General features: G+C 52.4%; 1 rRNA gene. It reads left to right on the top strand.

The annotated features are described in order from the left end of the window. The first annotated feature begins 119 nt into the window (after positions 1 to 119). Positions 120 to 1,670: ribosomal RNA gene (locus tag PQ479_RS21785) — 16S ribosomal RNA — on the top strand. Positions 1,671 to 1,694 lie beyond the last annotated feature (24 nt).

Raw genomic sequence — 1,694 nt, 5'->3', positions numbered from 1 at the left:
GTTCTTTGAAAACTGAACAAAAGCCAAGCGAATTAAAGAGATACAAGGTATCTCGTCAATTGTTAGTCACATTTTCTAATAAGGATGATGTGCAACTTATGAGCTAATCAGCTTATCCTTTAACGGAGAGTTTGATCCTGGCTCAGGACGAACGCTGGCGGCGTGCCTAATACATGCAAGTCGAGCGAATGGAAGGGAGCTTGCTCCCTGAAGTTAGCGGCGGACGGGTGAGTAACACGTGGGCAACCTGCCCTGTAGACTGGGATAACATCGAGAAATCGGTGCTAATACCGGATAATCGAAGAAACCGCATGGTTTCTTCATAAAAGATGGCTCCGGCTATCACTACAGGATGGGCCCGCGGTGCATTAGCTAGTTGGTGAGGTAGAGGCTCACCAAGGCAACGATGCATAGCCGACCTGAGAGGGTGATCGGCCACACTGGGACTGAGACACGGCCCAGACTCCTACGGGAGGCAGCAGTAGGGAATCTTCCGCAATGGACGAAAGTCTGACGGAGCAACGCCGCGTGAGTGATGAAGGTTTTCGGATCGTAAAGCTCTGTTGTTAGGGAAGAACAAGTACCGTTCGAATAGGGCGGTACCTTGACGGTACCTAACCAGAAAGCCACGGCTAACTACGTGCCAGCAGCCGCGGTAATACGTAGGTGGCAAGCGTTGTCCGGAATTATTGGGCGTAAAGCGCGCGCAGGCGGTCTTTTAAGTCTGATGTGAAATATCGGGGCTCAACCCCGAGGGGTCATTGGAAACTGGGAGACTTGAGTACAGAAGAGGAGAGTGGAATTCCACGTGTAGCGGTGAAATGCGTAGATATGTGGAGGAACACCAGTGGCGAAGGCGACTCTCTGGTCTGTAACTGACGCTGAGGCGCGAAAGCGTGGGGAGCAAACAGGATTAGATACCCTGGTAGTCCACGCCGTAAACGATGAGTGCTAGGTGTTAGGGGTTTCGATGCCCTTAGTGCCGAAGTTAACACATTAAGCACTCCGCCTGGGGAGTACGGCCGCAAGGCTGAAACTCAAAGGAATTGACGGGGGCCCGCACAAGCAGTGGAGCATGTGGTTTAATTCGAAGCAACGCGAAGAACCTTACCAGGTCTTGACATCCTTTGACCACTCTAGAGATAGAGCTTTCCCCTTCGGGGGACAAAGTGACAGGTGGTGCATGGTTGTCGTCAGCTCGTGTCGTGAGATGTTGGGTTAAGTCCCGCAACGAGCGCAACCCTTGATCTTAGTTGCCAGCATTAAGTTGGGCACTCTAAGGTGACTGCCGGTGACAAACCGGAGGAAGGTGGGGATGACGTCAAATCATCATGCCCCTTATGACCTGGGCTACACACGTGCTACAATGGATGGTACAAAGGGCAGCAAAACCGCGAGGTCGAGCCAATCCCATAAAGCCATTCTCAGTTCGGATTGTAGGCTGCAACTCGCCTACATGAAGCCGGAATTGCTAGTAATCGCGGATCAGCATGCCGCGGTGAATACGTTCCCGGGCCTTGTACACACCGCCCGTCACACCACGAGAGTTTGTAACACCCGAAGTCGGTGAGGTAACCTTTTGGAGCCAGCCGCCTAAGGTGGGACAGATGATTGGGGTGAAGTCGTAACAAGGTAGCCGTATCGGAAGGTGCGGCTGGATCACCTCCTTTCTATGGAGTATTTACTCTAGTCGA

This window comes from Alkalihalobacillus pseudalcaliphilus (assembly GCF_028610675.1).
GTDB lineage: Bacteria > Bacillota > Bacilli > Bacillales > Bacillaceae_D > Alkalihalobacillus > Alkalihalobacillus pseudalcaliphilus.
This window is presented reverse-complemented; position numbering and strand designations above follow the sequence as displayed.